Here is a 22,967-nt window from a genome sequence, read left to right on the forward strand (position 1 = left end):
CTGGCCAATGGGGTGCATTCCCCCCGAGCCCCGGGTGTCTCGTCAGGCGGTCGCGGGCTGCGCCGCGGCAGGCGCGGCGGTTCCCGCGTCGGCCTGCTTCTCGATCTCGCGCGGCTTGAGCTCCGCGTTCTCCAGGACGTCCCGCAGATGCCGCTCCACGACGGGCAGCACGTCGGCGATGGTGATCTCGCGGCCCAGCTCGTACGAGAGGGACGTCACGCCCGCGTCGCGGATGCCGCACGGGATGATCCGGTCGAACCAGGTGTTGTCCGGGTTCACGTTCAGCGCGAAGCCGTGCATCGTGACGCCCTTGGCGACGCGGATGCCGATCGCGGCGATCTTGCGGTCCTCGCGGCGCTGGCCCGCGTTGGACGGGGCGTACTCGGGGCCGTTGAACCGGGCGTCGAACTCGTCGTCCTGCAGACGCGGGTCGAAGTCCAGGGAGAGCCCGCCGAGCAGCGGGCGCTGCTCCACCGGATCGCCCAGGACCCACACGCCGCTGCGGCCCTCGACGCGCGTGGTCCGCAGCCCGAACTCCGCACACGTACGGATAAGTGCCTCTTCCAGGCGGCGCACGTGTGCTACGACGTCCACCGGGCGCGGCAGCTTCTGGATCGGGTAGCCCACGAGCTGGCCGGGGCCGTGCCAGGTGATCTTGCCGCCGCGGTCCACGTCGATGACGGGGGTGCCGTCCAGCGGGCGCTCGCTGTCCTCGGTGCGGCGGCCCGCGGTGTAGACCGGCGGGTGCTCAAGGAGCAGGCAGGTGTCCGGGGCCTCGTCGGCGAAGCGGGCGGCGTGCACGCGGCGCTGCTCGTCCCACGCCTCCTGGTACTCCACGGCGTCCGGGCCGAAGCCCAGCCGGACGAACCGAAACTCACTCACGGCAGGTGCCTCCCTGAACGTTCACCGTGCACATATCGCGCCTCTGCCACTGTACGGGCCCACCAGGGCGGCAACTCCAGCCCGGGTTCCTCACACGATCGGATGAATGAGAGGCGAAGGCGGCGATGAGGGCTGTGATGGCCGTTACATTCGCGCCGTTCACGAGGCCATAAGGGCTGTTCAAGGCATGGCCCGGAAGGCAGGAGACCGCACCGCTGATGACGGAACGACCCCCGCAGCGCACCCCAAACCGCCAGCTTGCCGCTCTCATTTCGGAAGCAGGGTTCTCCAATGCGGGCCTCGCGCGCCGCGTCGACCAGCTCGGGCTCGAGCACGGGCTCGACCTGCGCTACGACAAGACATCGGTGACCCGCTGGCTACGCGGCCAGCAGCCCAGAGGCACCACACCCGCGCTGATCGCCGAGGTCTTCACCAGACGGCTCGGGCGCCGGCTCTCCGCCCAGGATCTCGGGCTCGACGCGTGCGCGCCGGTGTACGCCGGGCTTGAGTTCGCGGCGACCCCCGAGGAGGCCGTCGACATCGTCGGGGGCCTGTGGCGCAAGGACTCGGGGAGCCACGCGGAGCTGCGGAAGATCGCCTTCACCCCGGCCGGGCTCGTGGTGCCCAGCAGGGACTGGCTGATCGGTCGGGCCGACGAGCGCGTCGGACGCGGCGAGCCCGACCCCGGGCACGCGCGCGTGCCCGTCCAGGGGCGCCCCGCGGTGCCCCGTCAGCGGCAGGGCCCCGACCGCGGGCCCGGGCAGCGGGTCACCAGCGGCGACATCGCGGCGCTGCGCTCCGTCGGCGAGCTGTTCCGCGCGCTCGACCACGCGTACGGCGGCGGTCACGCCCGCCAGGCCCTCGTCCGCTACCTGGAGCACGAGGCCGAGCCGATGCTCCGCGGCACCTACGGCGAGCAGGCGGGGCGGCGGCTCTTCGCGGCCGCCGCCGATCTGACCCGGCTCGCGGGCTGGACCTCGTACGACATCGCGGCCCACGGTCTCGCCCAGCGGTACTACGTCCAGGCGCTGCGCCTCTCGCAGGCGGCGGGCGACCGGGCCTACGGCTCCTACGTCCTGGTCACGATGAGCCGCCAGGCCGTCTACCTCGGGCACGGGCGCGAGGCCGTGCAGCTCGCGCGGGTGGCCCAGCAGGGCATCGGCTCCTCGGCGCCGCCCGTCGTGCAGTCGCTGCTGTACGCGGCGGAGGCGCGCGGGCACGGGGTGCTCGGCGAGGTGCGGGCCTGCACGGCATCGCTCGTCCGCGCCGAGCGCTCGCTCGAAGCGGCGCGGCCGGGGGACGACGTGCCGCACTGGGCCCGGTTCTTCGACGAGGCCCAGCTGGCCGACGAGTTCGGGCACAGCTACCGCGACCTGCAGCAGTACCGCGCCGCGGCCCAGCACGCCGAGCGCTCGCTCCAGCTGCGCGCCCCCGCCTTCGCGCGCAGCCGCCTGTTCTGCCGGGTGGTGCTCGCCACGGCGCGGCTCGGCCTCGGCGAGCTGGAGCAGGCCTGCCAGCTGGGCGCCGAGGCCGCGCAGGCCGCGGGGGAGATGCGGTCGGCGCGCGCCCATGAGTACGTACGCGACTTCGAGCGCCGCCTGGAGCCGTACCGGGACGCGGCTCCGGTGCGGGGGTATCGCGACAGGGTCGCGGCTCTGGGGTAGCCGTCGCCGGGGCGGGTTCGGCGCCGCCGGGCCGCGTCGTCATGGCTGATCGCCGTTGCGGCGGGGTGGAGGGGCCGGACTGGATCAGTCCGGCCCCTCCCCCCTCACCTCGAACGCGCGACCTCCTCGGGGCTCAACGCCTCGTCCCACGTCGTCAGGTCGTCAGGTCGTCAGGTCGTCCACGTCACCCCGCAGACTCGCCTTCTCCGTGCCGATGGACTGCGGGGGCGGCGGGATCGACGCGGCGACCGAACCCACCCGCTTCCCGTCGACGTACAACGTGGTGAGCCCCTGGGGCGCGACCCGGGTCAGCCGTGTCCAGCGGTCCAGCCGCAGGGTGTGGCCGAAGCCGAAGTCGGCCTCGCCGTAGCGCGTGAAGCCTGCGGGGCCCGGGAGTTCGGCGCGTCCGGAGGGCAGCGCGATGGCTCGGGCGGTGCGCGGGTCGATGAGGATGCGGGTGGCGCGGGGGACGACGTCCGGCGGGGCCTGCGCTCCGGCGGGCTCCTCGCGCGGGGTGTCGGCTGGGGCCGCGGGCAAGGCTGCAGCTCCCATGACCAGGCCGAAGCTCCCATGACCAGGCCGAGGATGAGCGATATCACCGGCAAGGTGCGACGCACGTCGGTCCTCCCGCTGCTCGGCGGTCCGGGTGGGACCGTAACCGTGTACTGCCCGTGTGGCGAGGGGAGTTGCAGGGGCCGGTGGGGTGTAGGGGCGGGCGGGCACAGGGAGAAGCCCCCGCGTGGGGGGCGCGGGGGCTTCCGGGGGAGCTGGACCGGAGGTCGGCGCAGAGGTCGGATGGGTCAGGCCGCGGCGGGCAGCGTCTCCTGGGTGTAGGAGGGGGCGATGCCGAAGTCGGTGAGGACGGCGTGCGCCGCGCGCCGCCCCGAGTGCAGGGCGCCCTGGACCGTGCCGGTGTCCCGGTGGTCCCCGCAGACGTAGAGCCCCGAGAGCAGTCGCACGGGGCGGCGCAGGTCGTGCGGCGGCGGCATGGCGGGCACGGCCTCGCGGGTGTGGTGGACGGCGAGGAGCTCCCAGCGGTGGGTGGCGGTGCCGTACAGGGCCGCGAGGTGGGCGAGGACGGTGCGCTCGTCGGGCGGCGGGCCGAGCACCGTGGAGGAGACCAGGACGCGGCCCGCGGGGGCGCGTGACGGGTCGACCTGGCTGACGACCGCGGTGTGGGCGACGGGCCCCGCCCGGTCGGCGTCCAGGAGCAGCGCGGGCCCGTCGAGCGGCGGCTCGGGCGCGGCGTGGTGGACGACCGTCACCTCGTGGAACGGCGGTACGCGCAGGCCGGGGAGCAGCTCGGCCGCGGCGCGGGCGTCGGTGGCCAGCAGGACGGCGCGGCAGGGGATCTCGCCGTGCTCCGCGGTGGCGACGGAGGTCGTGGAGACCGAGGTGACGCGGACGCCGGTGCGGACCGTGCCCGTCGGCAGGGCCGCGGCGAGGAGCTCGGGCAGGACCTCGGCGCCGCCCTGCGGCAGGCAGAGGCGGCCGCTCGCGAAGGCGTGCAGGGCGAGGTCCGCGCACCGGCTGGAGGTGGTCAGGCCGGGGTCGCAGAGCAGGGCGGAGAGCAGCGGGCGCAGAAAGCCCTCGATGGTGCGCGAGGGCAGTCCGCGTGCGGACAAGGCTTCCCCGGCGGGGAGTTCGGGGCGGGCCAGGAGGCGCCGGACGGGCGTCGCGGCGAGCCGGGCGAGGGCGGCGCCGAGCCGGGCCTGGTCGAGGGCGTTGCCCAGCGGGGCGGTGCGCGGGCCGGTGCCGGGTGCGGTCCTCGCGGGGGTCCGTGCGGCCCGCGGTCCGAGGGGGGCGCTCGCCAGGGCGCGTGCCGCCGTGAGTGCGCCCCTCGCGCTCCGTCCGGGCAGGGGCTCCGCGGCGCGGTGGTGCCGCCCCTCGCTGTGCACCAGGAGGCCCGGCGCGAAGGGGCGCAGGACGAGCGAGTCGAGCCCCGGCGTGCGGCGCAGTTCCGGATACGAGGTGGTGAGGAGCTGCCCGATCCTGTCGAGGCGGAACCCGTCGACTTTCTCGGTCGACATCCGGCCGCCGACGTAAGGGGCGGCTTCCAGGACAACGGTCGTTACACCGGCGCTGGTCAGCCGATGCGCTGCCGAGAGCCCCGCGGCCCCGGCTCCCACGATGACGACGTCCGCATGGTGCGCAGGCTCTGGCACGTGCCCCTCCCGAGGTCGCGCGGCTTGTGGGGTCCTGATGCCCCCGACAGGGCCAGGGAATACCCGAGTTCGGCACGAGGGTAGGAGTGGTTCCGGTCCGGGGCACTCGCGCATGCACCGGGCACGGTCGCACGCCGGTCGCACGGCCGGCCCCCGCGAGCCCCGCCGCCACGCCCCCGCGAGCTCTTCGCTCCGCTTCCCCGGCCCCTACGCTCCGTTTCCCGGGCCTCGCCGCCCCGATCCCGGCCTCGGCGCCGCCCCGGCCCCTACCTCAGCGCAGCCCGGATCGCCTCGTCGATGCCGGGGAACGCGAAGGAGAAGCCGGACTCCAGGAGCCGGGTCGGCAGCACCCGTTGGCTGCCGAGCACGTCCCCGGCCATCTCGCCGAGCACCACGCGCAGCGCGGGCGCGGGGGCCGTCAGGAGCGTGGGCCGGTGCAGCACCCGCCCCATCGCGGCCGTCACCTCCCGGTTGGTGAGCGGATCGGGCGCCGTGAGGTTGACCGGGCCCGACAGCGACTCCGTGTCGACGAGATGGCGCAGGGCGGCCACCTCGTCGTGCAGGGCGATGTAGCTCCAGTACTGCCGGCCGTTGCCGAGGCGCCCGCCGAGCCCCGCCTTGAAGAGCGGGAAGAGGCGCCCCCAGGCCCCGCCCTCGCGGCCCACCACCAGGCCGTTGCGGGCGAGGACGGTGCGGATGCCGGCCTCCTGCGCGGGCGCCGCGGCCTCTTCCCACTCGACGCAGAGCGCGGGCAGGAAGCCCTCACCGGCGGGCGCGCTCTCGTCCACCGCGCGCGATCCCGTGTCTCCGTAGTAGCCGATCGCGCTCGCGTTCACGAAGACCCGCGGTGGCTCGTCGAGCGAGGTCATGGCGGCGACGAGCGCGCGGGTGCCGAGGACCCTGCTGTCCCTGAGCTCCCGCTTGTAGGCGGCCGTCCAGCGGTGGTCGCCGATGCCCGCGCCCGCGAGGTTGACGACCGCGGAGCAGCCCGCGAGCCCGGCCGTGTCGACGTACCCCTTCTCGGGGTCCCAGCGCACCTCGTCCTTGGCGCGGGGCGCCCTGCGCACCAGCCGCACCACGTCGTACCCGTCGGCGGCGAGGGACCGCGTCAGCGCCGTGCCGATGAGCCCGGAGGCACCGGCCACGGCGACGCGGGACTGTGTGGTTTCCATGGACCCCATCCTGCCGCGAAACGGCGGCCGGGGACCTGCCCCGGAGGCCCGTGGCGGCGCTGCCCGTAAAGCCGCGGTGGCGCGCGGTCCGCCCGCCGTACAGTGGCGCCATGCCGGACATGCACATACGCACCGCACTGCCCGAGGACGACGACGCGCTCGCCCGCCTCGACCGCGACACGTGGTCCACGCTGCACGCGGTCCAGCCCCGTCCCGAACCCCCCTTCGAGCCCTTCTTCAACGACCGCTTCGGCCCCCGCGACCACCTGGTCGCCGAGTGGGACGGCCGGATCATCGGCTATGTGAAGCTCGGCTTCCCCACCCCGCTGCTCGTCAACGCGCACGTGCGCCAGATCCAGGGCTTCGTCGTCGCCGAGGAGGCGCGCGGCCGCGGCGTCGGCAGGCGGCTGATCCGGGCCGCCATGGACGAGGCCCGCCGCCAGGGCGCGCTCCGCATCACGCTGCGGGTCCTCGGGCACAACACCCCGGCCCGCAAGCTCTACGAAGCGGAAGGTTTCGTCATCGAAGGCGTCCTGCCCGGCGAGTTCCTGCTCGACGGGGCGTACGTCGACGACGTCCTCATGGGCCGCCTTCTCTGAGACCCCCCTTGGGGCGAACACACCTCGCGGACCGGCCCGGGGTGCGCCCGCCACGCGCGCGTAGGAGCGTGAAGACGTACGCGGGAAGGAGCGCACCGGTGATCAGGGCCGCGGCCAGTCGTCGGGACCAGGAGGAGTGGGGCTGGCTGCGCGGTGCGCCGCCGCCCCGCTGGGTGCGCGGCGCGCCGCCCGTGCTGCTCGCCCTGATCTGCGTCGTCCAGCTGGCCACGCCCAAGCCGGTCGACCTCGGCTTCCTGCTCGCCGCCGTCCCGCCGCTCGCCGCCCTCGCCTACGGCCCCGCGGCCACCGCGGTCTTCGGTGGTGCCTCCATCGCGCTGATCGCCCTGCCGGGCTTCGGGCTCGACAGACCCGGGGAGAGCGACGCGGCGACGGTCGCCTTCGTGGCGCTGCTCAGCGTGCTCTTCTCCTGGCTGCGCAGCCGCCGCGACGCCCAGCTCGTGACGGTCCGCACCGTCGCGGAGGCCGCCCAGCTCGCCGTGCTCCCGCCGCTTCCCGAGAAGGTGGGGGCGGTGCGCTGCGCGGGGCTCTACCAGGCAGCGCAGCGCGGCACGCTGGTCGGCGGCGACTTCTTCGACGTACGCAGGGGGCCGTGCGGGACGCGTGCGCTGGTCGGCGACGTGCAGGGCCATGGACTCGCCGCCGTCGGCACCGTCGCCTCGCTGCTCGGCGCGTTCCGCGAGGCGGTCCTCGACCAGCCCGACCTGGACGGCGTCGCGGCCCGTCTCGACCGCAGGCTCGTCGTGGACTCGGCGGGGGACGAGCACGCCGAGCTGTTCGCGACGGCGGTGCTCCTGGAGTTCCCCGACGACTCCTCCGTCGTACGCGTCGTCTCCTGCGGCCACCCGCCGCCCCTGCTCCTGCGCGGCGCCGAGGTCACCGAGCTCGCGGTGGCGCCGGGCGCGCCGCTGGGCCTCGGCATCGCGGGCGTCGCGCCGCCCGAAGAGCTGACGGTGCCGCTGCTCGCCGGGGACCTGCTGCTCGCGCTGACCGACGGGGTGAGCGAGGCGCGGGACGCGTCCGGCGCCTTCTACCCGCTGCCCGAACGGATCGGCGCGCTGGTCAAGGCCGACGCGTCGCTCCTGGACGACCCCGCGGAGCTCACGGAGCGGATCTGGCGGGACGTGAAGCGCCACGCGGGGAGGGTGCGGGACGACGTGACGATGATGGTGTTCGTACCGGAACCGAAGCGAGGTCCGGAACCGGAGCGAGGCCCGGAGTCGGAGAGAGGTCCGGAGCCGGGCCCCCGCCGAGCGCCCTGACGGTCAGTCCCGCGCCCGGGTCGACAGCCCCATCCCGCCCATGAGTTCCCGCAGGCACCGCACGGCGAGGTCCGCGGGCGAGCCGGGGCCCGTGACGTCCGCGTCCGTCTCCGACCACGTCTCCAGGGCGATCCGGATCGCGTCCGTCGCCGCGGCCGCCGCGAGGCGGACCTCCAGGGCGCTCGCGCCCTCGCCCGCGAGCTCCGCGACGACGGGGCGCAGCCTGTCCTCGGACTCCTGGTTCACGCGGTACCAGACCGCCCGCAGCGCCGGATCGTCCACGGCGGCGCGCAGCAGCCCGCGGGCCTGGCGCAGCCCGTCCGCGGCGGCCTCGTCCGGCGCGGCGAGCGCCTCGGAGATCGCGCTCCGCAGGGCATCGGGGAGGTCCGCGCCCGGTTCGCTCGCGGCGAGGAGCGCGCGCCAGCGCTCCCCGCCGACGGCGAGCAGCGGGCCCACCGCGTCCTGCTTGGTGCGGAAGTACCGGTAAAAGGTGCGCAGCGAGACCCCGGCCCGGCCTGCGATGGCCTCGGCCGTGGTGCCGCCCGGTCCGTGCGCGGTGAAGAGCTCGGCCGCGGCGTGCGCGATCTCCAGCTGGGTGGCCAGCTTGCGGCGCTCCGTGAGGGAGAGGGGCGGGGTGGACGACTGGGTGCTCACGCGTCGAAGCCTACGCCGCACGAGCCAGGTAGGCACGCCAGGTCGAAGTGGCACAACGTGCCATGCAGGCGTAACGTGTAACGCACAAGTGGAACCATTGCGAGAGTGAGTGGGAGAACGCCATGAACGCCACGAGCGCCATGCAGACCCTGAACCGTTACGAGGGGCGCCGCGCCCTGGTCACCGGTGGCGGCTCCGGCATCGGCCAGGCCACCGTGCTGCGCATGCTGGCCGAGGGCGGCACGGTCGTCGCCGCCGACGTCAGCGAGGACGGCCTCAAGGACACCGTCGCCAAGGCCGGCGCCGACGCGGAGCGCCTCACCACCGTCGTCGTGAACATCGCCGACGAGGCCTCGGTCCGCGCCGCGGTGGCCACCGCCACCGCCGCGCTCGGCGGCCTGGACGTGCTGGTGAACGCCGCGGGCATCCTGCGCTCCTCGCACACCCACGAGACCACCCTCGACGCCTTCAACCAGGTCATCGCCGTCAACCTCACCGGTACGTTCCTGATGATCCGCGAGGCGATCCCCGCGCTGCTCCGGGGCAACGGCCCGGCCGTGGTCAACTTCAGCTCCACGTCCGCGATGTTCGCCCACCCGTACATGGCGGCGTACGCGGCGAGCAAGGGCGGCATCCAGTCCATGACGCACGCCCTCGCCAGTGAGTACGGCAAGCAGGGCATCCGCTTCACCGCCGTGCAGCCGGGATCCATCTCCTCCGGCATGACCGACGGCTCCGGCGCGAGCCGCCAGAGCGTGGGACCCGGCCTGCCCGAGGACGCCGACATGAGCCTGTTCGTGAAGCTCGCCCCCGCCCTCGGCCAGGGCTTCGCGGGCCCCGAGACGGTGGCCTCGGTCGTCGCGATGCTCGCCTCGGACGACGGCCGCTTCATCACCGGCACCGAGGTCCGCGTCGACGGCGGCACCCACTTCTGAGCCGGAGGAGGCCCACGACCATGAGCACCGCGGCAGAGACCTTCGGCGGCAAGGCCGCCGTCATCACCGGGGCGTCCGCGGGGATCGGCGCCGGGTTCGCCCGGCACGCCGCGTCCCTCGGCATGCGGCTCGTCCTCGCCGACATCGCGGCCGAGCGCCTCGCGGCGTTCGCCGACGAGCTGGCCACGGCGGGCGCCGAGGTCGAGGCCGTCCCCACCGACGTCGCGGACCCGGCCTCCGTCGACGCGCTCGCCGACCGTGCGTACGAGCGTTTCGGCGCCGTCGACCTGCTGGTCAACAACGCCGGGATCATGGCGATGGGCTACTCCTGGGAGATCCCCGCCGAGCGCTGGGACGCGGCCCTGCGCGTGAACGTCGGCGGATACGTGAACGGCATCCGCTCCTTCGTGCCGCGCCTGCTCGAACGCGGCACGAAGGCGTGGATCGTCGACGTCTCCTCCGTCGGCGGCCTCTTCCCGAGCCCGCTGATGGCGCCCTACAGCGCCACCAAGTTCGGCACGCTCGCGCTCACCGAGTCCCTTGCGTACGAGCTCCAGATGAAGCGGGCGGACATCCAGGTGTCCGTCGTGCTCCCGGACTCCGTGCGCAGCGAGATCTTCCGGGCGGCGGAGCCCGGCGAGGGCACGCCGCCCGAGGTCGCGGGCTTCAACGCGCGGCTCCAGGCGCGTGCCGACGCCCAGGGCATCACCGCCGAGGAGCACGCGCGCCGCTGCTTCGAGCAGATCGCCGAGGGCCGCTACTGGGTCACGCCGCAGCCGGAGATGATCGACGCGGGCCTGCCGCCGCGTACGGAGATGATCCTCGGCCGCACGAACCCCTGCCTCGACCTCGGCGCCGTCTAGCCGAGCCCCAGCAGGGCGGCCGGCAGGTCGAGGACCGAGGTGAGCAGGGAGCCGAGCGGGCCCGGGCAGGACGGCTTGACCGCGTGCGCGGGATCCAGGGCGTTCAGCGCGATGCGGGTGGCCAGCGGATCCGTCGCGGTGCGCTGGTGCCCGGCCCGGTTGTCGGGGCAGACGTCCTGCAGGTAGACGTTGCTGACCTTGTCGCCCTGCAGGAACTGTTCCCGGGGCGGGGTGACCACGGTGTCGTACTTGCTGGCGATCACCTGGTACGTCACACCGGGCAGGGTGTCGCCGCCTGCGTTGAGCCGCGTCAGGAACGTCGAGCCCGCCATCTGGTCCGTGCAGGCGGGGCAGGGCAGATCGAGGATGTCCCCGGTGGGCAGCAGGGCGGCGACGGGCGCCAGCAGGGCGGCAAGACCCCAGTCGTCCTTGAACAGCGAGTCCAGGAACTCCGAGCGCGTGCCGTGGTTGGAGGGGGAGATCCCGACGAGCGTGCGCACCTTCTTCGCGCCGCCCTCGAACTTCATGTACTGGCGGGGCATCATCCCGCCCTGCGAGTGCCCGACGACGTCCACCTGACCGGCGCCCGTGGCGGCGAGGACCCCGTCCACGAACACGGCGAGCTCCTTGGCGGACTCGGCGACCCGCCCCACACCGCCCGCCACGAGGCTGAGCGCGCCGCCGGTCCTGCCGTAGTCGAGGGCGAAGACGCAGTACCCCGCGGCCTTGTAGACCGGTGCGGTCTTCTTCCAGATCAGCCCGGACTCCAAGGTGCCGTGCACCAGGACGAGGGGGCGCGGATGGCCGGATCCGGGCCTGCAGGACCAGTCGTTGACGCCGAACGCCCCCATGTTCGGGGTGGCCAGCTTCCGCGCCGCGGGGATCGGGTCGGCGGCGGGCGCGGACCGCGCCGTGGCGGGACCGGCAGCGGTCGCGGTGACGGCCAGCGCGGTGAGCAGGGCACGGACGAGGAAGCCGCGGGAGGAGCGGAGGGCGGGGGAGGAGTGCGAGGTACGGGACACGGGGTCTCCTGGGGGAGGCTCGACGGGATCATCGGTGCCTCACGTTTCCCGCGCGGGCGCGCCCCCGTACCGCCCCTTGAGCCGTCCGGGAAGCCGCTCAGTCCGCCATGAAGCGGTCCCACAGCTTCGGATACCGCTGCGCCATCACCGCGTCGTCCTCGAAGTCGATCGGCGTGCCCTCCGGCTCCGGCGGCGCGGGCGGGATGCCGAGATCGGGGGCGACGACCCCGGTGAGCTGCTCGTACGCCTCGTCCGCCGCGTAGCCGAGCTCCTCGCCGTCCCCGTCGAGCTCCTCGTCGAAGTCGTCAAGGAGGTCGGCGAGCGCGTCGGGATCGTGCACCGCGCCCTCGAAGACCTCCCTGCCCTGGCCGATCAGCCAGCACCGGAAGTAGTCGAAGGCGTCGTCGCTCGCGCCGCCGAGCAGCACCCAGGCGGCGCCCCACAGGTCCCAGCGGTAGGCGCGGTTGTAGCGGGACTCGAAGTGGCGGGCGAAGTCGACGACGGAGTCCGGATCGGACTGCAGCAGTCTCTCGACGAGCAGCTCGGCGTGGTCCTCGGGGTCGCCGCCGGCGGCCTCACGAGTACGGTCCACGATCTCCCAGAACTCCGTCTCGTCCATCACGGGTCAAGCATCGGTCCTGCGGAGTGGGGGCGCACGCGGAGTGCGCCGGAATGCGGCTGTCTCGTTATGCGTGCACATGCCCATGGAAAGACCGACAGAAGGTGTCGGCATTCGGTGGCAGCCTCGACCACATGAACAGCACACAGCCGCACACCCCGCAGCCCCTCACCGGAAAGACCGCCCTCGTCGCGGGCGCCACCCGCGGCGCGGGCCGCGCCATGGCCGTGGAGCTCGGCCGCGCCGGGGCCACCGTGTACGTGACGGGGCGGACCACCCGCGAGCACACCAGCGAGGTCGGCCGCACCACCGAGACCATCGAGGGCACCGCCGAGCTGGTGGACGCGGCAGGAGGCAAGGGCGTCGCCGTGCCCACCGACCACCTGGAGCCCGAGCAGGTCGAGGCGCTCGTCGAGCGCATCGACCGCGAGCAGGGCCGCCTGGACATCCTCGTCAACGACATCTGGGGCGGCGACGTCCACGTCGAGTGGGACAAGAAGATGTGGGAGCACGACCTCGACAAGGGGATGCGCATCCTGCGCCTCGGTATCGAGACCCACATCGTCACCAGCCGGTACGCGCTGCCGCTGCTGGTCAGGAACCCCGGCGGCCTCGTCGTCGAGGTCACCGACGGAACCGAGGAGTACAACGGCCCCCGCTACCGCAAGCCGTTCTACTACGACCTCGCCAAGGCGGCCCCGCTGCGCATGGCGCGCGGGCTCGCCCAGGAGGTCGCGGAGTTCGGCTGCACGGCGCTCTGCCTCACCCCCGGCTGGCTGCGCTCGGAGGCCATGCTCGACACCCACTTCAAGGTGACCGAGGAGAACTGGCTCGACGGGCGCGAGCAGAACCCGCACTTCGCGATCTCCGAGACGCCGACGTTCGTGGGCCGTGCGCTGGTCGCCCTCGCCGCCGACCCCGACGTGGCGCGCCACAACGGCACGTCGCTCTCCAGCGGAGGACTCGCCCAGGAGTACGGCTTCACGGACGTGGACGGCTCGCGGCCCGACGCCTGGCGCTACCTCACCGAGGTCGACCAGGAGAGCGAGACCGCCGACGTCACCGGCTACCGGTAGAGCTCCGCCGTCCGCGCCGAGGCCTGCGCGAAGCGTTCGCGCAGGCTCAGCGGCTCCAGGACCTCCACCTCCGGGCCGAGCCCCATGAGCTGCGTATAGGCCACGTCCTCGTTCTCGACGGGCAGGGTGAGCGTCAGCAGGCCCCTCGCGTCGGGCTCGCCCGCCGACTCCAGCGCCTCGCGCGCGGAGACGGTATCGGTGGCGTACGGCAGTCTGCGCACCCCCGCCTCGGAGAGCCGCACCACGACCTCGGACCTGAGGATCGCCCGCGCGAACTGCGCCGCACGCTCCTCCCAGAAGCCCGGCAGGTCGAACTCCTCGTCGCGTACGAAGCGTTCCTCGCCGGACACGACGGCGGTGAACCGGTCGATGCGGTACACGCGGTACGACCCCGAGTCCGGCACCCGCGCGCACAGGTACCAGACGCCCGCCTTGAGCACGAGCCCGTACGGCTCCAACTCCCGCTCCACCTCGGCCTCCTGGCGGCGGTAGCGGGCCGTGACCCGGCGGTCGTCCCACACCGCGTCCGCGACGGCGGGAAGCAGCTCGGGCGCGGGCGTCTCCTTGAACCAGCCGGGCGCGTCCAGATGGAACCGCTGCGAGGCGTTCTGCGAGGCGTCCCGCAGGGAGGGCATGAGCGCCGCCGACACCTTCAGACGGGCGGCCGACGCGGCGTCCTCCAGGCCCATCTCCCGCAGCGCGCCCGGCACTCCGGACAGGAACAGCGCCTCGGCCTCGCTGCGCCCGAGCCCGGTGAGACGGGTGCGGTAACCGCCGATGAGCCGGTAGCCGCCGGTGCGCCCCCGGTCGGCGTAGACGGGCACGCCCGCCTCCGACAGCGCCTGCGCGTCGCGCGTGATGGTCCGCTCGGACACCTCAAGCTCGGCCGCGAGCTCGGCGGCGGTCATGGAGGGCCGTGACTGGAGCAGCAGAACCATCTTGATGAGGCGGGCAGCGCGCATACGCCCATGATGCCGTGTACCAAAACGCCCGCCCGTTCACCGTGAGGTGAACGGGCGGGCGGGTGGGAGACATCCGCCGCGCAGCGGCGGCCTCGAACTCCCGAAGGCTTACAGCCCGTACTTCGCCCGGGCTTCCTTCACCGCGGAAGCAGGCACCTCGCCCCGGCGGGCGAGCTGCGCCAGCGCGGCGACCACGATCGACTCGGCGTCCACGCCGAAGTGGCGGCGCGCCGCGTCCCGCGTGTCGGAGAGGCCGAAGCCGTCCGCGCCGAGCGAGGAGTAGTCCTGCTCGACCCACTGCGCGATCTGGTCGGGGACCTGGCGCATGTAGTCGGAGACGGCGAGCACGGGGCCCTTGGCGCCGTCGAGCGCCTGGCGCACGTACGGGGTGCGCTCCTCGCCGCGCAGCAGCGCCTCGTCCGCCTCCAGGGCGTCGCGCCGCAGCTCGGTCCAGGACGTCGCGGACCACACGTCGGCGGCCACGCCCCACTCCTCGGCGAGCAGCTTCTGGGCCTGGAGCGTCCAGTGGATGGCCGTACCCGAACCGATGAGCTGGATCCGCGCGGCGTTGGCCGCGGGCGAGAGCCCGGCGGTCTCGGCCGTGTTGAAGCGGTACAGGCCCTTGATGATGCCCTCGTCCACACCCGCGGGCTTCGCGGGCTGCGGCATCGGCTCGTTGTAGACGGTGAGGTAGTAGAAGACGTCCTGGTCCTCACCCGGGGCGGCCTCGCCGTACATGCGGCGCAGACCGTCCTTGACGATCGCGGCGATCTCGTAGGCGAACGCGGGGTCGTACGACAGCGCGGCGGGGTTCGTCGCGGCGATCACCGGCGAGTGGCCGTCCGCGTGCTGCAGACCCTCACCCGTCAGCGTCGTACGGCCGGCCGTGGCGCCGATGAGGAAGCCGCGGCCGAGCTGGTCGCCGAGCTGCCACATCTGGTCGGCCGTGCGCTGCCAGCCGAACATCGAGTAGAAGATGTAGAAGGGGATCATCGCTTCGCCGTGCGTCGCGTAGGACGACGCCGCGGCGATGAAGTCCGCCATCGAACCGGCCTCGGTGATCCCCTCGTTGAGGATCTGGCCGTTCTTGGCCTCCTTGTAGTACATCAGCTGGTCGCGGTCGACCGGCTCGTACGTCTGGCCCTTGGGCGAGTAGATGCCGAGCGACGGGAAGAGCGACTCCATGCCGAAGGTGCGCGCCTCGTCGGGGACGATCGGCACCCAGCGCTTGCCGGTCTCCTTGTCGCGTACGAGGTCCTTGACCAGGCGTACGAACGCCATGGTCGTCGCCACCGACTGCGAGCCGGAACCCTTGTCGAAGGAGGCGAACGCCTTGTCGGCGGCCTGCGGCAGCGCGGGCAGCGGCTGCGTACGGCGGGCCGGGGCCGGGCCGCCGAGGGCCGCGCGGCGCTCCTGGAGGTAGCGGACCTCGGGGGCGTCGGCGCCCGGGTGGCCGTAGGGGACCACGCCGTCGACGAACTGGCTGTCGCTGATCGGCAGTTCAAGAAGGTCACGCATGTTCTTGAACTCGTCCGTCGTGAGCTTCTTCATCTGGTGGTTCGCGTTCTTCGACGCGAAGCCCTCACCCAGGGTGAAGCCCTTGACGGTCTGCGCCAGGATCACGGTCGGGGCGCCCTTGTGCTCCAGGGCGGCCTTGTACGCGGCGTAGACCTTGCGCGGCTCGTGGCCACCGCGGGAGAGGTGGAAGCACTCCAGGATCTTGTCGTCGGACAGCAGCTTCGCCATCTCGACGAGCGCCGGGTCCTTGCCGAAGAAGTCCTCGCGGATGTAGGCGGCGTCGCGCGTCTGGTACGTCTGCACCTGCGCGTCCGGCACCTCGCGGATGCGGCGGATCAGGGCGCCGGTGGTGTCGAGCTGGAACAGCTCGTCCCAGGCGTTGCCCCACAGCGACTTCACGACGTTCCAGCCGGCGCCGCGGAACTGGGCCTCCAGCTCCTGCACGATCTTGAAGTTGGCGCGGACCGGGCCGTCCAGGCGCTGCAGGTTGCAGTTGATGACGAAGGTCAGGTTGTCCAGACCCTCGCGGCTCGCGAGCGCGAGTGCCGCCGTCGACTCGGGCTCGTCCATCTCGCCGTCGCCGAGGAACGCCCACACGTGTGAGGCGGAGACGTCCTTGATGCCGCGGTTGGTGAGGTACCGGTTGAAGCGCGCCTGGTAGATCGCGGAGAGCGGGCCCAGACCCATGGAGACGGTCGGGAACTCCCACAGCCAGGGCAGGCGGCGCGGGTGCGGGTACGACGGGAGGCCGTTGCCGCCGGCCTCCTGGCGGAAGTTGTCGAGCTGCGTCTCGTTCAGACGGCCGTCGAGGAAGGCGCGGGCGTAGATGCCGGGGGAGGCGTGGCCCTGGATGTACAGCTGGTCGCCGGAGCCATCCCCCTCCTTGCCCTTGAAGAAGTGGTTGAAGCCGGTCTCGTACAGCCAGGCCGCGGACGCGAAGGTCGCGATGTGGCCGCCGACGCCGTACTTGGAGCCGCGGGTGACCATGGCGGCCGCGTTCCAGCGGTTCCACGCCGTGATCTTCCGCTCCATCTCCTCGTCACCGTCGATGGACGGCTCGGCGGAGGTGGGGATGGTGTTGACGTAGTCGGTCTCGAGGAGCTTGGGCAGCGCCAGGCCCGCGCCCTCGGCGCGCTCCAGCGTGCGGCGCATCAAGTACGCGGCACGGTGCGGCCCGGCCGCCTCGGTGACGGCGTCCAGGGAGGCCTGCCATTCGGCGGTCTCCTCGGGGTCGCGGTCCGGGAGCTGGTCGAGCTCGCTCGGCTGGATTGCGGAGGGGTCGGTCATTGCGCCGCCTTCCTGAGTCGGAGGGGGTCCCCTGTTCGGTAAGGGGTGGGGGTGCCCGGTGTCTTGGCAGGACAGGGCGTGTGGCTCTGGTGCGGAATCGTTTGTGTGACTCGGCCACAGGGCCGTCGTCGACTGTAAGCCCGTGATCGATGATCGATCAAAGCGTTGAGGGAAAAACTTCTCCAGATCGAGAAAGTCGGCATCCGGTGCCAGGAAAGAGGGCACCGGGTGCCTTGGATTTGAAGGGTTTACGCAGGTGGGAGCACGTCTGCGGGAACAGGCACACGAATGAGCGGAGGGAGAGGCAGGGGGAGAGGGAGAGGGCCGGAGCCCGGCTCCGGCTCAGGCCCGCGGCGCGCAGCCCAGGACGTGGGCCTTCACCAGCTCCGCGATGGCCGGATCACGCCGCTGGAACGCGGAGACCAGGGCCTCGTGCTCCTCCGCGTACGACTGCTGGACCGTGCCCAGCCAGCGGATGGACAGGGCCGTGAAGACCTCGATGCCGAGGCCCTCCCAGGTGTGCAGGAGCACGGAGTTGTCCGCGGCCCGCACCAGCTCCCGGTGGAAGGCCACGGTGTGCCGCACCTGTCCGGTCCCGTCGGAGGCGCGGTCCGCCTCGTAGAGGGCCGCGACATGGGGCTCCAGGGCCGAGCAGTCCTCGGCGAGCCGCTCCGCCGCGAGCTCCGCGGCGATGGCCTCCAGACCGGCGCGGACGGGGTAGCTCTCCTCCAGGTCCGCCGCGGTCAAGTTCCGTACGCGCACGCCTTTGTTGGGCGCCGACTCGATCAGCCGCAGCGTCTCCAGCTCGCGCAGCGCCTCGCGCACCGGAGTCTGCGAGACCTCCAGCTCCACGGCGATACGGCGCTCCACGATGCGCTCGCCCGGCTTCCAGCGCCCGCTGACGATCCCTTCCACGATGTGCTCGCGGATCTGTTCGCGCAGCGAGTGAACGACGGGCGCGGTCATGTGGGCTCCTCAGGCAGGGGCAGGCAGGCACCCCAGGGCGTTGTGACCCCTAGACAATACGGCGACGCCCCCGTCCGGAAACCTCCGGACGGGGGCGTACGCGCTGATGAGACGAGTGTTACAGCCTCATCGCCGGGCGAAACCGGCAGACGGACTACAGGCCGAGCTCGACCTCGAACTCGCCGGCCTCCAGGATCGCCTTGACCGCGGTCAGGTAGCGGGCGGCGTCCGCGCCGTCCACCAGACGGTGGTCGTAGGAGAGCGAGAGGTACGTCATGTCGCGGACCGCGATGGTCTCGCCGAGGTCCGGGTGGTTGATGACGACCGGACGCTTCACCGTGGCACCGATGCCGAGGATGGCGGCCTGGTTCGGCGGCACGATGACCGTGTCGAACAGGGCGCCGCGCGAACCGGTGTTGGAGATCGTGAAGGTGGCGCCCGACATGTCGTCCGGGGTGAGGCCACCGCCACGGGCCTTGCCCGCGAGCTCGGCGGTCTTCTTGGAGATACCGGCGATGTTCAGGTCGCCCGCACCCTTGATGACCGGCGTCATCAGACCCTTCTCGGCGTCCACGGCGATGCCGATGTTCTCCGAGTCGAAGTACGTGATGGTGCCTTCGTCGTCGTTGATCCGGGCGTTGATGACCGGGTGGGCCTTCAGCGCCTGAGCCGCGGCCTTGACGAAGAACGGCATCGGGGAGAGCTTGACGCCCTCGCGAGCCGCGAACGCGTCCTTCGCCTTGGCACGCAGCTTCATCAGCTTGGTGATGTCGACCTCGACGACCGAGGTCAGCTGGGCCTGCGAGTGCAGCGCCTTCATCATGTTGTCGCCGATGACCTTGCGCATGCGGGTCATCTTGACCGTCTGGCCGCGGAGGGGGGAGACCTCCAGGGCCGGGGCCTTCGACGCGGCGGCCGGAGCAGCGGCGGCGGCCGGAGCCGGGGCGGCCTTCTTGGCCTCGGCGGCGGCGATGACGTCCTGCTTGCGGATGCGGCCGCCGACGCCGGTGCCCTTGACCTCGGAGAGGTTCACGCCGTTCTCGGACGCGAGCTTGCGGACCAGCGGGGTCACGTAGGCACCGTCGTCGGCCGGGGTGACCGGGGCCGGGGCGGCGGGCGCCTGCGGCTGGGCCGGGGCCGGGGCGGGGGCCGGAGCGGCGGGCTGAGCCGGGGCCGGAGCGGCAGCGGCGGGCGCGGCCGGGGCGGCGGGAGCCGGGGCCGGAGCGGCCGGGGCGGCCGGCGCCGGGGCCTCGGCGGCGGGGGCGGCCGGAGCAGCCGGAGCGGCGGCGGCCGGAGCGGCACCCGGGGCACCGATGACGGCGAGCTTGGCGCCGACCTCGGCGGTCTCGTCCTCACCGACGACGATCTCGAGCAGCACGCCCGCGACCGGCGAGGGGATCTCGGTGTCGACCTTGTCCGTCGAGACCTCCAGGAGGGGCTCGTCGGCCGCGACCTCCTCGCCGACCTCCTTCAGCCAACGGGTGACGGTGCCCTCGGTGACCGACTCACCGAGCGCGGGCAGCGTGATGTCGGTGCCCTCGGCGGAACCGCCGGCGGGGGCGGCCGGAGCGGCGGGCGCCTCGGCCTGGGCCGGGGCCTCCTGCTGCGGGGCCTCCTGGGCGGGGGCGGCGGGGGCCTCGGCCTGCGCCGGGGCGGCCGAAGCGCCCGCGTCGCCCGAGCCGTCGTCGATGACGGCGAGCTCGGCGCCGACCTCGACGGTCTCGTCCTCGGCGACCTTGATGGAGGCCAGGATGCCGGAGGCGGGCGAGGGGATCTCGGTGTCGACCTTGTCGGTCGACACCTCGAGCAGCGGCTCGTCGGCCTCGACGCGCTCGCCCTCGGCCTTCAGCCAACGGGTGACAGTGCCCTCGGTGACGCTCTCGCCGAGCGCCGGAAGGGATACGGAAACCGCCATGGTTTCTGTTGCTCCTTACGAATTTGCGGAAAGTCTGGTCGTCGCGCCCGTGTGACTGAAGGGTCAGTCGTGGGAGTGCAGCGGCTTGCCCGCCAGGGCCAGGTGCGCCTCGCCCAGCGCCTCGTTCTGCGTCGGGTGGGCGTGGATGAGCTGGGCGACCTCGGCCGGCAGCGCCTCCCAGTTGTAGATCAGCTGGGCCTCGCCGACCTGCTCGCCCATGCGGTCGCCGACCATGTGGACGCCGACGACGGCACCGTCCTTGACCTGGACGAGCTTGATCTCGCCCGCGGTCTTCAGGATCTTGCTCTTGCCGTTGCCCGCGAGGTTGTACTTGAGGGCGACGACCTTGTCCGCGCCGTAGATCTCCTTGGCCTTGGCCTCGGTGATGCCCACGGAGGCGACCTCGGGGTGGCAGTACGTCACCCGGGGCACGCCGTCGTAGTCGACCGGGACGGTCTTGAGGCCGGCCAGGCGCTCCGCCACCAGCATGCCCTCGGCGAAGCCGACGTGCGCGAGCTGGAGGGTCGGCACCAGGTCGCCCACGGCCGAGATGGTCGGGACGTTGGTCTGCATGTACTCGTCGACCAGGACGTAGCCGCGGTCCATGGCGACGCCCTGCTCCTCGTAACCGAGGCCCTGCGAGACGGGGCCGCGGCCGATGGCGACCAGGAGGACCTCGGCCTCGAAGGTCTTGCCGTCCGCGAGGGTGACGCGCACGCCGTTCTCGGTGTACTCGGCCTTCTCGAAGAACGTGCCGAGGTTGAACTTGATGCCGCGCTTGCGGAAGGCGCGCTCAAGAAGCTTGGAGCTGTTCTCGTCCTCGACGGGGACGAGGTGCTTGAGGCCCTCGATGACCGTGACGTCGGTCCCGAAGGACTTCCACGCGGAGGCGAACTCGACGCCGATGACGCCGCCGCCCAGGATGATGGCGGACTGCGGGACGCGGTCCAGGGTCAGCGCGTGGTCCGAGGAGATGATGCGGTTGCCGTCGATCTCCAGGCCCGGCAGCGACTTCGGCACGGAGCCGGTCGCGAGGAGGACGTGGCGGCCCTGGATGCGCTGGCCGTTCACGTCCACGGAGGTCGGGGAGGAGAGCTTGCCCTCGCCCTCGATGTACGTCACCTTGCGCGAGGCGACGAGGCCCTGCAGACCCTTGTAGAGGCCCGAGATCACGTCGTCCTTGTACTTGTGGACGGCCGCGATGTCGATGCCCTCGAAGGTGGCCTTCACGCCGAACTGGTCGGCCTCGCGCGCCTGGTCGGCGATCTCGCCGGCGTGCAGCAGCGCCTTCGTGGGGATGCAGCCGTTGTGCAGGCAGGTGCCGCCGAGCTTGTTCTTCTCGATCAGGGCGACGTCCAGGCCCAGCTGCGCTCCGCGCAGCGCCGCGGCGTAACCGCCGCTACCACCGCCGAGGATCACTAGGTCGAAAACGGTGCTGGCGTCGTTCGCCACGTCACGTCCTCCATGCATGTGCGCCGTACGCCGGACCCCTTTTCGCGGGGGACGACCGGTCGGTCGGCTGGTATTCGGCCGCTCTTGTTTCGGCCCTTTGGTGGGGGCCCTGTCCTGCCGAGAACCCATCTTCGCACTTGTCGGCGGGAGACGGGACGCCGGGCCAGGCTGTGAGACGTCTGATCCACCGTCTCCAGGGGTTACCACTGCGTATGAACGTACGGATTTCGTCGAGGGCGAAATCGCGCGGGGCCCCGGACGCGGGAACGTCCGGGGCCCCGGTGCGAAGGACCCGAATCAGCCCAGGTCGCCCGCGGCCGTGTGCTCGGCCAGACGGACCAGGGTGCGGACCGCGGAGCCGGTGCCGCCCTTGGGCGTGTAGCCGTACGGGGCGCCCTCGTGGAAGGCCGGGCCCGCGATGTCCAGGTGGGCCCAGGTGATGCCCTCGCCCACGAACTCCTTCAGGAAGAGGCCGGCCACCAGGCCGCCGCCCATGCGCTCGCCGATGTTGGCGATGTCGGCGGTGGGGGAGTCCATGCCCTTGCGCAGGTCCGCGGGGAGCGGCATCGGCCAGGTCGGCTCGCCGACCTCCTCGCCGATCTCGTGGATCGCCGTACGGAACGCGTCGTCGTTCGCCATGATGCCGAAGGTGCGGTTGCCGAGCGCCACCATCATGGCGCCGGTCAGCGTCGCCACGTCGACGATCGCGTCGGGCTTGTCCTCGGAGGCCTTGGCGATCGCGTCGGCCAGGACGAGCCGGCCCTCGGCGTCGGTGTTCAGGACCTCGACGGTCTTGCCGCTGTACATGCGCAGGACGTCGCCGGGGCGGGTCGCGGAGCCGGAGGGCATGTTCTCGGCGAGCGCCAGCCAGCCGGTGACGTTCACCTCCAGGCCCAGGCGCGCGGCGGCGACGACGGCGGCGAAGACGGCCGCGGCACCGGCCATGTCGCACTTCATCGTCTCGTTGTGACCGGCGGGCTTCAGCGAGATGCCGCCCGAGTCGTACGTGATGCCCTTGCCGACGAAGGCGAGGTGCTTCTTCGCCTTGGAGTGCGTGTACGAGAGCTTCACCAGGCGCGGCGGGGCCTCGGAGCCCGAGCCGACGCCGAGGATGCCGCCGTAGCCGCCCTTGGTGAGCGCCTTCTCGTCGAGCACCTGGATCTTGATGCCGTGCTCCTTGGCGGCCGCGGTGGCGACCGCCGCGAAGGCCTCGGGGTTGAGGTCGTTCGGCGGGGTGTTGACCAGGTCGCGGGCGCGGTTCAGCTCCTCGCTCACGGCGATGGCGCGCTCGATCGCGGCCTTGTACGCCTTGTCGCGGGGCTTGCCGCCGAGCAGGGCGACCTCGGCGAGCGGGCCCTTGGTGTCCTTGCCGTTCTTCTTCGCGGACTTGGCGCCCTGGTCCTTGTACGCGTCGAAGGAGTACGCGCCGAGCAGCGCGCCCTCCGCGATGGCGCCGGCGTCCTCGGCGTCCTCGACGGGCAGCGCGAACGCGGCCTTCTTCGAGCCGGTCAGAGCGCGGGCGGCGGCACCGGCGGCGCTGCGCAGCGCCTCCGTCCCGTACGTCTCGTCCTTCTCCGGGACCTCGCCGAGGCCGACCGCGACGACGACCGGGGCCTTGAAGCCGGACGGCGCGGGCAGCTTCGTCACCTCGCCCTCGGCCCCACGGGCGCCGAGGGTCTCCAGGACGGAGGCGAGCTTGCCGTCGTACGCCTTGTCCACGGCCTCGGCGCCGGACGCGACGACCAGGCCCCCCTTTGATCCAGCGCCCTTGGCGACACCGACGACGATCGCGTCGGCGCGCAGACCGGACGCGGCGGCGGTGCTGAGAGTCAGAGCAGTCACGGTGGTGAGGTCCTCTTTCAGTGAGTTTCAACGGGCTGTGGGGTGGTGAGCCCGTCGCGAGCCTACGCCCGTGAGCGCTGCGGTGCGCCTCACT

The 22,967-nt window shown here is 72.6% G+C and carries 19 protein-coding genes; 6 read left to right on the forward strand and 13 right to left on the reverse strand.

Translation table 11 applies throughout. The annotated features are described in order from the left end of the window. Positions 1-42: 42 nt before the first annotated feature. Positions 43-882, reverse strand: a complete 840-nt coding sequence (lipB, locus tag ACZ4D5_RS05505) for a lipoyl(octanoyl) transferase LipB (RefSeq protein WP_467771013.1) — start codon at positions 880-882, stop codon at positions 43-45. A 218-nt stretch (positions 883-1,100) separates the two neighbouring features. On the opposite strand from lipB, the gene ACZ4D5_RS05510 reads away from it, so the two are divergent. Further along, complete coding sequence (locus ACZ4D5_RS05510; protein ID WP_467771014.1) at positions 1,101-2,546, forward strand: regulator; 1,446 nt, start codon at positions 1,101-1,103, stop codon at positions 2,544-2,546. A 162-nt stretch (positions 2,547-2,708) separates the two neighbouring features. Here the strand turns inward: ACZ4D5_RS05510 and ACZ4D5_RS05515 are convergent, their stop codons facing one another. The 3 genes from ACZ4D5_RS05515 to ACZ4D5_RS05525 form a co-directional block, all read right to left on the reverse strand. Beyond that, positions 2,709-3,083 (reverse strand): hypothetical protein, encoded by a 375-nt coding sequence (locus tag ACZ4D5_RS05515; protein WP_467771015.1) that lies wholly within the window; start codon positions 3,081-3,083, stop codon positions 2,709-2,711. A 263-nt stretch (positions 3,084-3,346) separates the two neighbouring features. Beyond that, positions 3,347-4,711, reverse strand: coding sequence for an NAD(P)/FAD-dependent oxidoreductase (locus ACZ4D5_RS05520; RefSeq protein ID WP_467771016.1), 1,365 nt, complete (start codon positions 4,709-4,711; stop codon positions 3,347-3,349). A 266-nt stretch (positions 4,712-4,977) separates the two neighbouring features. Continuing rightward, positions 4,978-5,883 carry a TIGR01777 family oxidoreductase gene (locus tag ACZ4D5_RS05525; RefSeq protein ID WP_467771017.1) on the reverse strand — a complete coding sequence of 302 codons (906 nt, stop codon included), beginning with the start codon at positions 5,881-5,883 and terminating at the stop codon, positions 4,978-4,980. Between the two features lie 110 nt (positions 5,884-5,993). Here ACZ4D5_RS05525 and ACZ4D5_RS05530 point away from each other — a divergent pair, with 110 nt between their 5' ends. Both ACZ4D5_RS05530 and ACZ4D5_RS05535 read left to right on the forward strand, forming a co-directional pair. Then, positions 5,994-6,482 (forward strand): GNAT family N-acetyltransferase, encoded by a 489-nt coding sequence (locus tag ACZ4D5_RS05530; protein WP_467771018.1) that lies wholly within the window; start codon positions 5,994-5,996, stop codon positions 6,480-6,482. 101 nt (positions 6,483-6,583) lie between these two features. Continuing rightward, a complete protein-coding gene (locus tag ACZ4D5_RS05535) occupies positions 6,584-7,762 on the forward strand; it encodes a PP2C family protein-serine/threonine phosphatase (RefSeq protein ID WP_467771490.1) in 1,179 nt (392 codons plus the stop codon). Positions 7,763-7,765: 3 nt separating this feature from the next. Here the strand turns inward: ACZ4D5_RS05535 and ACZ4D5_RS05540 are convergent, their stop codons facing one another. After that, positions 7,766-8,416, reverse strand: coding sequence for a TetR/AcrR family transcriptional regulator (locus ACZ4D5_RS05540; RefSeq protein ID WP_467771019.1), 651 nt, complete (start codon positions 8,414-8,416; stop codon positions 7,766-7,768). A 140-nt stretch (positions 8,417-8,556) separates the two neighbouring features. Here ACZ4D5_RS05540 and ACZ4D5_RS05545 point away from each other — a divergent pair, with 140 nt between their 5' ends. After that, the gene (locus ACZ4D5_RS05545) at positions 8,557-9,351 is read left to right on the forward strand and encodes an SDR family NAD(P)-dependent oxidoreductase (RefSeq protein WP_467771491.1); all 795 of its coding nucleotides are present in this window, start codon (positions 8,557-8,559) and stop codon (positions 9,349-9,351) included. 20 nt (positions 9,352-9,371) lie between these two features. Beyond that, entirely contained in the window at positions 9,372-10,214 is an 843-nt protein-coding gene (locus ACZ4D5_RS05550; RefSeq protein WP_467771020.1) for an SDR family NAD(P)-dependent oxidoreductase, read from the forward strand. Here the strand turns inward: ACZ4D5_RS05550 and ACZ4D5_RS05555 are convergent. Both ACZ4D5_RS05555 and ACZ4D5_RS05560 read right to left on the reverse strand, forming a co-directional pair. Continuing rightward, a complete protein-coding gene (locus ACZ4D5_RS05555) occupies positions 10,211-11,236 on the reverse strand; it encodes a lipase family alpha/beta hydrolase (RefSeq protein WP_467771021.1) in 1,026 nt (341 codons plus the stop codon). The two genes, ACZ4D5_RS05550 and ACZ4D5_RS05555, sit on opposite strands and share 4 nt — an antisense overlap. Positions 11,237-11,333: 97 nt before the next feature. Next, a complete protein-coding gene (locus tag ACZ4D5_RS05560) occupies positions 11,334-11,855 on the reverse strand; it encodes a DUF4240 domain-containing protein (RefSeq protein WP_467771492.1) in 522 nt (173 codons plus the stop codon). Between the two features lie 134 nt (positions 11,856-11,989). Here ACZ4D5_RS05560 and ACZ4D5_RS05565 point away from each other — a divergent pair, with 134 nt between their 5' ends. Continuing rightward, on the forward strand, positions 11,990-12,931 hold the full coding sequence (locus ACZ4D5_RS05565) for an SDR family oxidoreductase (RefSeq protein WP_467771022.1): 942 nt from the start codon (positions 11,990-11,992) through the stop codon (positions 12,929-12,931). Here ACZ4D5_RS05565 and ACZ4D5_RS05570 read toward each other — a convergent pair. The 6 genes from ACZ4D5_RS05570 to ACZ4D5_RS05595 all read right to left on the reverse strand — a co-directional run bounded on the left by ACZ4D5_RS05570 (position 12,922) and on the right by ACZ4D5_RS05595 (position 22,873). Continuing rightward, on the reverse strand, positions 12,922-13,893 hold the full coding sequence (locus tag ACZ4D5_RS05570; RefSeq protein ID WP_467771023.1) for a helix-turn-helix transcriptional regulator: 972 nt from the start codon (positions 13,891-13,893) through the stop codon (positions 12,922-12,924). The two genes, ACZ4D5_RS05565 and ACZ4D5_RS05570, sit on opposite strands and share 10 nt — an antisense overlap. Positions 13,894-14,001: 108 nt before the next feature. Further along, the gene (gene aceE, locus ACZ4D5_RS05575; protein ID WP_467771024.1) at positions 14,002-16,698 is read right to left on the reverse strand and encodes a pyruvate dehydrogenase (acetyl-transferring), homodimeric type; all 2,697 of its coding nucleotides are present in this window, start codon (positions 16,696-16,698) and stop codon (positions 14,002-14,004) included. Between the two features lie 342 nt (positions 16,699-17,040). Then, positions 17,041-17,664, reverse strand: a complete 624-nt coding sequence (locus ACZ4D5_RS05580; protein WP_362331400.1) for a GntR family transcriptional regulator — start codon at positions 17,662-17,664, stop codon at positions 17,041-17,043. A 154-nt stretch (positions 17,665-17,818) separates the two neighbouring features. Next, complete coding sequence (gene sucB / locus ACZ4D5_RS05585; RefSeq protein ID WP_467771025.1) at positions 17,819-19,579, reverse strand: 2-oxoglutarate dehydrogenase, E2 component, dihydrolipoamide succinyltransferase; 1,761 nt, start codon at positions 19,577-19,579, stop codon at positions 17,819-17,821. A 63-nt stretch (positions 19,580-19,642) separates the two neighbouring features. Then, positions 19,643-21,031 carry a dihydrolipoyl dehydrogenase gene (gene lpdA / locus ACZ4D5_RS05590; protein ID WP_467771026.1) on the reverse strand — a complete coding sequence of 463 codons (1,389 nt, stop codon included), beginning with the start codon at positions 21,029-21,031 and terminating at the stop codon, positions 19,643-19,645. Positions 21,032-21,328: 297 nt separating this feature from the next. Continuing rightward, the gene (locus ACZ4D5_RS05595; protein ID WP_467771027.1) at positions 21,329-22,873 is read right to left on the reverse strand and encodes a leucyl aminopeptidase; all 1,545 of its coding nucleotides are present in this window, start codon (positions 22,871-22,873) and stop codon (positions 21,329-21,331) included. Positions 22,874-22,967: the final 94 nt, after the last annotated feature.

It is taken from the genome of Streptomyces sp. NPDC025651, assembly GCF_055558735.1.

What these genes read in the sequence shown, in the direction of transcription:
- ACZ4D5_RS05510 (WP_467771014.1), top strand. Translation starts at nt 1,101, where the DNA reads ATGACGGAACGACCCCCGCAGCGCACCCCAAACCGCCAGCTTGCCGCT.
- ACZ4D5_RS05525 (WP_467771017.1), bottom strand. Translation starts at nt 5,883, where the DNA reads ATGGAAACCACACAGTCCCGCGTCGCCGTGGCCGGTGCCTCCGGGCTC.
- ACZ4D5_RS05530 (WP_467771018.1), top strand. Translation starts at nt 5,994, where the DNA reads ATGCCGGACATGCACATACGCACCGCACTGCCCGAGGACGACGACGCG.
- ACZ4D5_RS05545 (WP_467771491.1), top strand. Translation starts at nt 8,557, where the DNA reads ATGCAGACCCTGAACCGTTACGAGGGGCGCCGCGCCCTGGTCACCGGT.
- ACZ4D5_RS05550 (WP_467771020.1), top strand. Translation starts at nt 9,372, where the DNA reads ATGAGCACCGCGGCAGAGACCTTCGGCGGCAAGGCCGCCGTCATCACC.
- ACZ4D5_RS05560 (WP_467771492.1), bottom strand. Translation starts at nt 11,855, where the DNA reads ATGGACGAGACGGAGTTCTGGGAGATCGTGGACCGTACTCGTGAGGCC.
- ACZ4D5_RS05565 (WP_467771022.1), top strand. Translation starts at nt 11,990, where the DNA reads ATGAACAGCACACAGCCGCACACCCCGCAGCCCCTCACCGGAAAGACC.
- ACZ4D5_RS05570 (WP_467771023.1), bottom strand. Translation starts at nt 13,893, where the DNA reads ATGCGCGCTGCCCGCCTCATCAAGATGGTTCTGCTGCTCCAGTCACGG.
- aceE (WP_467771024.1), bottom strand. Translation starts at nt 16,698, where the DNA reads ATGACCGACCCCTCCGCAATCCAGCCGAGCGAGCTCGACCAGCTCCCG.
- ACZ4D5_RS05580 (WP_362331400.1), bottom strand. Translation starts at nt 17,664, where the DNA reads ATGACCGCGCCCGTCGTTCACTCGCTGCGCGAACAGATCCGCGAGCAC.
- sucB (WP_467771025.1), bottom strand. Translation starts at nt 19,579, where the DNA reads ATGGCGGTTTCCGTATCCCTTCCGGCGCTCGGCGAGAGCGTCACCGAG.